The organism is Marisediminitalea sp., assembly GCF_984433645.1.
Map to the genome: position 1 here is coordinate 24,232 of NZ_CFIDRX010000030.1, position 6,517 is coordinate 30,748.

Annotated in this window: 4 protein-coding genes; 1 reads left to right on the forward strand and 3 read right to left on the reverse strand. The window is 50.9% G+C overall.

Going from position 1 to position 6,517, the window contains the following annotated elements:
* Positions 1–9 precede the first annotated feature (9 nt).
* The 3 genes from AC4MRN_RS06150 to AC4MRN_RS06160 all read right to left on the reverse strand — a co-directional run bounded on the left by AC4MRN_RS06150 (position 10) and on the right by AC4MRN_RS06160 (position 5,987).
* Positions 10–3,114: an efflux RND transporter permease subunit gene (locus tag AC4MRN_RS06150; RefSeq protein WP_491202772.1), complete on the reverse strand. Its 3,105-nt coding sequence runs from the start codon at positions 3,112–3,114 to the stop codon at positions 10–12.
* Positions 3,107–4,159: an efflux RND transporter periplasmic adaptor subunit gene (locus tag AC4MRN_RS06155; RefSeq protein WP_491202773.1), complete on the reverse strand. Its 1,053-nt coding sequence runs from the start codon at positions 4,157–4,159 to the stop codon at positions 3,107–3,109. Before AC4MRN_RS06155 ends, AC4MRN_RS06150 begins: the two co-directional genes overlap by 8 nt.
* A 94-nt stretch (positions 4,160–4,253) precedes the next feature.
* Entirely contained in the window at positions 4,254–5,987 is a 1,734-nt protein-coding gene (locus AC4MRN_RS06160) for an ABC transporter transmembrane domain-containing protein (protein WP_491202774.1), read from the reverse strand.
* Positions 5,988–6,332: 345 nt separating this feature from the next.
* Between AC4MRN_RS06160 and rpsP the strand changes: the two genes are divergently transcribed.
* The coding region (gene rpsP / locus AC4MRN_RS06165) for a 30S ribosomal protein S16 (RefSeq protein WP_491202775.1) at positions 6,333–6,517 on the forward strand (185 nt) is incomplete at its 3' end.

Here is a 6,517-nt window from a genome sequence, read left to right on the forward strand (position 1 = left end):
CGTTACCAATTATACTTCTGCGGCTTCCAGTTCTTGTTCTAACTGGCGTGTTTCGTCGGCACGAGGCTTGGTGAATCTTGCTAAGCCCAGGTAAATAACCGGAGTCAGATAAAGCGTAAAGACAACCGCGATGCCAAGACCGCCAAATACTACCCAACCAATAGCGTTGCGCGCTTCCGCACCAGCGCCGGTTGACAGAATTAGCGGCAGGCCACCCAGGATGGTGGATACCAGTGTCATCATGATCGGACGAAGACGAACCCGTCCGGCTTCTAAAATAGCGTCATACACCGCGTAGCCGCGGTCGCGAAGCTGGTCAGCAAATTCCACCAACAGAATGGCATTTTTCGCCAGCAGACCAATCAACATTACCAGACCAATTTGCGAATATACATTTATGGTTGTACCCGTAATGTACAACGCATAAACAGCGGCTGCGATACCAAAGGGAACGGTAAGCATAACCACCACGGCACTGTTCACACTTTCAAATTGGGCGGCAAGTACCAGGAACACAATGACAAAGGCGAGCACGTAAGTTCGCGCCACCTGTTTTGAGGTTTCCTCGAACGTTTGTGCTTCACCCAGGAAAATCATGCCAATGCCGTCAGGCAGCACGTCCTGACCAACCGTGCGCAGTTGCTCTACAGCGTCGTTAATTGCAATCGTTTCAGGCAGATCCATTTCTACCTTAATCGCCCGGCGTTGAGCCTGACGCTCCAGCTCTGCAGCAACGCCTTCTTCAGTGATGTAGGCGACGCTGGACAGAGGGACCAGGCTGCCATTGTCTGACTTGACGTAAAGATTTGCCAAATCCGATGGGTTGCTGGTATTGCGGTCGTTGGTTTGCAGAATGATCGGTATAGCCTGGTCGCCGACGTTTAAGTCGACAATATCATTCCCCGCGATGGCAGAGCGCAGCGTTGCAGAAATATCGCTTAGGGGCACGCCCAGTTCTTCTGCACGACGACGGTCAATATTAACCCGCAACTGAGGTTGTGTTGGCTCGTAGCTGATTTGTGGTGTGCCTAACTCGGGCAGGCGATCTTCAATTTCCCGGGCAAAAATCACGGCGGCATTGTAAATGCGTTCGTAGTTGTCACCCGTCAACGCAAGCTCAAGACCACCGCCCTGACCGCGTAAGTTCAAACTGTTACCGCCAAACGGGAAGCCGGGGGCGCCGGGGACAGATTGCAACACCGGACGAATCTCGCCAACGATGTCCTGCAGTGACTTATCGCGCTCATCCCAGTGCTTTAGGTTAGCAGTGATAAATACGATATTAGGGTCCCATTGACCGACTACGGTATAAATGGACTCAATGGTCTCGTTTTCCACGTAGGGCATCAGCACGTTTTCCATTTTTATGGCCTGACGGTCCATAAAGTTGAGGCCAACGCCATCTGGACCACGAGCAAAGATACGAATGGTGCCGCGGTCTTCACTGGGCAATAACTCGTTGTCGATGGATTGCATGGTAAAGTAAGCGCCCACCGCAGCCAGAATGGAAAATGCAACTATCCACCAGGCGTATTTAAGCGACCACAGCAAACTGCGCTGATAACCCGACAAACAGACATGGCCCACTTTACCCAGCGTACTGTCGAATAAACTCTTTTTCTCGCCTGGCTTTTTAACCGGCAGGCGTGCAGTAAGCGCAGGGACCAGTGACAACGCGACAAATGACGAGATAATGACCGAGCCGGCCAAAACGCCGCCGAATTCCCGGAACAGTCGCCCTGCAGTGGACGGCAGGAAAGCAATAGGGATAAATACCGACGCGAGCACCGCGGTAGTCGCTACCACCGCAAAGAACACCTCACGGGTACCAATTACCGCTGCCGCACGAGCGCCAAGGCCCATGGTGCGTCTACGCTGAATATTCTCAGACACAACAATGGCGTCATCTACAATCATGCCTGTTGCTAATACCAGGGCCAGTAGTGTCAGGATGTTTACCGAGAAGCCCAGTAGCCAGATGATAGCCAGTGCGCCGGTCAGGGACACCGGAATGGACAGGGCAGGGACAATGGTTGCCCGCCATGAACCAATAAATACCAACAGGGTAAAAACAACCAGAGCAATAGTCAGGGCCAGTGAAAAGGCCACTTCTTCCACGGAGTCGCGGATAAATTCGGCGTCGTCAGAAGTAACAACGATGTGCATGTCCGGGAAGCGTTTGTCCAGACTCTCTACCATGGCCAGCACTTCGTCGGAAATTTCAATAGTGTTAGAGCTGGCCTGACGAATAATACCGACTCCCAACACGGGAGTGCCGTCCAGACGCACCACACTGCCTGAGTCTGCCGGTCCGAAATACACGCTGGCTACATCGCCAACCCGCGTATCACCGCTAATGATGATGTCTTTTACATCTTCTGCCGTTATTGAGGTGGCGTCAGCCCGGACAATAAGCATTTGGTCGCTGGACTGAATACTGCCTGCTGGCACGTCGAATGGGGCCAGACGCAAGACATTGGCCACATCGGTCATAGACAACCCAAAGCTGGTTAGGCGCAGCGGGTCAACCGAGACTCGCAATACGCGCTCGCGGTCGCCATTTAATCGCACATCCGCTACACCGGGAATGCTTAAAAACAACGGTGCGAGGTCGGTATCGACTTTTTCTGTCAGGGTTTCCAGGTCCAGAGAATCACTCCACACGGCGAGACTAACCACCGCTTGTGCGTCGTTGTCAGCCTTGATAATCGCAAGTTGCTCTACATCGTCGGGTAACTGGCGCTGCACCCGGCTAACTGATTCACGGGTTTCGTTGGCCGCATCTTCTAAATTGATACCGGGGCGAAACTCAACTCGTACCCTGGCAGAGTTCTCTTCACTCTGCGCGTAGATATTCTTCACGCCACTAACACGTGCTACTGCGCCTTCAAGGTGCGCGGTCACTTCCGCATCAACGGTTTCCGGTGATGCGCCCGGGAATTGCGCAGTAACGGTAATAGTAGGCGTATCTACATCGGGCAACTCACGGACTTCAAGGCCATTCAGAGCGGCATACCCGGCGATGGCAATCAGCAGGTTCAGTACAATAATAAGTACAGGGCGGCGAATCGACAGTGAAGGCAGGTCGTTAACAGCCTGATTCAGGTTACTCATTCACGTTGCCTCGTGCTAATGAGGTGGTGACTTCCTGGCCTTCACGTAAACGCTGAATGCCTTCAGCAATTAACAGATCACCTTCGCCAAGTTCACCGGTAACCAGAATGGTGCCGCGGAGGCGTTGATGAACACTGACATCAACTCGCTTGGCTTTGCCTTCAATTGCTTTGTATATGTATGCACCGGTAGCGCCCCATAGCAACGCTGATTCAGGGATGGCGGCATAGCGCTCGCCGTGCATTGTCAGGTTGACTCTGAAACTCATACCCGGGCGATACTGATCGTCAGCATTGTCGAGTAAAGCGCGAGCAGCCATAGTCCGGTCGGTGGTATTTATACGGGAGTCCAGCTGCGCAATACTGGCATTTAAGCTCAGTGTACGGTTTGACCAGGGTTGTAACTCAACCGAGGATTCGCTTTGTAGCAGGCCTACTGCAGACTCAGGTGCGCGGAAGTTTACATACAGCGAACTGCGATCATCCAACGTAGTCACTGCTGTTGTGGTAGTAATTCGGTCACCAACTTCAACGTCGGTTAATCCAACAAAGCCACTAAAAGGGGCAATGATACGGCGATCGGCCAAATCTGCTTTTGCTTCATCAAGTGTTACTTTGGCAAGGTCGCGAGTTGTTGTGGCTAAGTCGATGTCGCTCTGTGCAACCGCGCCTCTGGATTGACTGTCCAGCAAACGTTGTAGTGCGCGCTCAGCTTCCTTGAGTTGAATTTCAGCACGTTTTACAGCGACGACCTGACGACGGTCGTCCAGGGTGAGCAACACATCGCCTTTATTCACATATTGACCCGGACGAAAATCGATAGCTGTAACTTCATCGGCAACGGCTGGGTAAAGTGTTACTGCGCGAATGGCTTCAGCTGTCCCAACCGCCTGAACGGTTTTTTGTTCGCGTTGGAATTCTATTTTGTTGAGGACGACCAGCTTGGGTCGGTTTCCACCCCAGCTTTGGGCATGAGAAAGTGGGCTACTCAGTGCAAGGCTGAGCCCGAATAAAAATAAGACTGTTCTTGTTTTTAGGTTTTGCATGTTGTGTCCATTGTTAGTGAGCCAAAAGCCAGGCCGGCTCACAACGTTATCGGCAAATAATAATGCGTATTATTACTAAAGCATTAGTTGCACACTACCCCATGAGTTGTAGTTCAGCGTATTCCCGATACAGTGTGTCGTTTTTCAGTAATTCAGTATGTGTACCCGCGTTTCTGATCTTACCGTTCTCCATCACCAGAATGCGGTCGGTCATTTGTACAGTCGCGAGGCGATGGGCGATCACCAAAGTGGTCCTACCTTTTATAAGATTATTCAATGCTTGCTGCACTTTGTGTTCACTTACCGCGTCCAGAGCACTGGTAGCTTCGTCGAGGAGTAAGATGGGGCGGTCAGCCAGAATGGCCCGGGCAATTGCAATTCGTTGTCGTTGTCCACCGGACAACTTCACGCCTCGCTCTCCCAGTTCTGTGGCGTAGCCGTCGGAAAGTGTGTGAATAAACTCGTCGGCATAGGCCTGTAGCGCGGCTTGCTTTAATTCTTCGTCACTCGCTGATGGCCGGCCATAACGAATGTTTTCTGCGACGGTTGTGGCAAAAATAACGGGTTCCTGGGGCACGATAGCAATGTGCTCGCGCAAGCTTTGTAACGAGAGCGTATTAATGTCGTGCTCATTAATAGTAATCCGCCCCCGGCTAATGTGATAAAAGCGAAGCAACAGCTGAAATAATGTCGATTTCCCTGCGCCGCTTGGTCCCACTAATGCCACACATTCGCCAGGTTGAATGGTAAGGCTCAGGTCCGTGAAGAGGGAAGATGATGGCGTATAGCTAAATTCAACCTGATCAAACTGGATCGCAGGCGGTTCATTGAATATGGCGGGTTGCGTTTCTCCTCCCGCGTTGTCTGGTTGAGTGGCTAATAATTCCAGCAGGCGCTCACTGGCGCCAACACCGCGTTGAATTTCACCCAGTACTTCACTGACTGTTGCAATGCTGCTTCCGGCAAACACGGCGTAAAATAGAAACGCAGATAGCTGGCCGGCAGAAATTTCTCCGGTCAGCACCTGGCGAATCCCCAGCCAGCCTATGCCAATAATAGACAGCATACTGACCAGCATAATGATGCCAATTAACATCGAACGAAAATGAATACGCGTTGAGGCGGCTTTTAATGCAGAGTGAACCGTATTGGCAAATTTACCGCGCTCGACTGATTCTGCGGTAAAGGCTTGTACTACCATGATTTCATGCAGCGTTTCGTCTACCTGAGCGCCGATGTCTGCAATTCTGTCCTGACTTAATCTGGAATAGGTGCGTACCTTCGGCGCAATGATTCGAAGTGGAATAAGGATTAACGGCACAGCGCCGAGTACGCACAGCGTGAGCAGGGGACTGGTAATAGCCATAAGAACAAGTGCGCCCACGAATCCAATGACGGAACGAATGGCCATGGATAAGCTCATGCCTACCACGGTCTGAATGACCGCCGTGTCGTTGGTAAAGCGCGAAATTACTTCACCTGTGCGAGTTTCGGCAAAGAACCCCGGCGGGAGTGATAATAAATGGTTGTATACGTTAATGCGGATATCGGCGCTGATACGTTCGCCCAGCCAGGTCATAAGGTAAAAGCGAAAATACGTTGCCAGGCATCCCAGCACGGTAAATGCCAGTACCCAGCCAATGGCGGTATTGAGTTTATGCAGTTGCTCGGCATTCATGCCTTCGTCGACGGTCAGTTTGATGCCTTGGCCGAGTAACAACCACGACGATGCAGCCACAAATAGTGCCAATAAAGCCAATACAACGTGTTTTTTATAGGGAGATAACAGGCTTAGTAGCCATTTAAGGACGTCTTTAGTGGTGATCAAGGTAGCCTCTGGGTGATGTGCTAAACAGGCAAGTGATTGTCGCTACATCAATTTTCTACAAAGAAGTACGAAAACCGTCATGCATTAACGTTCTGATTATGATACCCCGATTTTGCAAATTCGATCACTGTTTCACCTGTTCATATAAGGCGTACAGCTCAACTCACGGCGTTAAACAGGATGAATGTCGGAAAAACTTTAATGGCTATGCGCTTTTATCGTGCTTTAACCTTGCAATTTGTTGCTGGATACGTATAATTCCGCGGCCTTTCGCCTTGTACGTTGTGTATACAGCGAAGGCAAAAGGTAAGTTAACGGTAACGCTACAACGAGTTTGAGGCATTTATGGTTACTATTCGTTTACAGCGTGGTGGCGCCAAAAAGCGTCCATTTTATCAAGTAGTGGTGGCTGACAGCCGTCGTGCAAGAAACGGTCGTTTCATTGAAAACGTTGGTTTCTTCAACCCAACTGCACAAGGTCAGGCAGAACGTCTGCGTTTAGATCTTGAGCGTGTTGAATACTGGGTTGG

What these genes read in the sequence shown, in the direction of transcription:
- AC4MRN_RS06150 (WP_491202772.1), bottom strand. Translation starts at nt 3,114, where the DNA reads ATGAGTAACCTGAATCAGGCTGTTAACGACCTGCCTTCACTGTCGATT.
- AC4MRN_RS06155 (WP_491202773.1), bottom strand. Translation starts at nt 4,159, where the DNA reads ATGCAAAACCTAAAAACAAGAACAGTCTTATTTTTATTCGGGCTCAGC.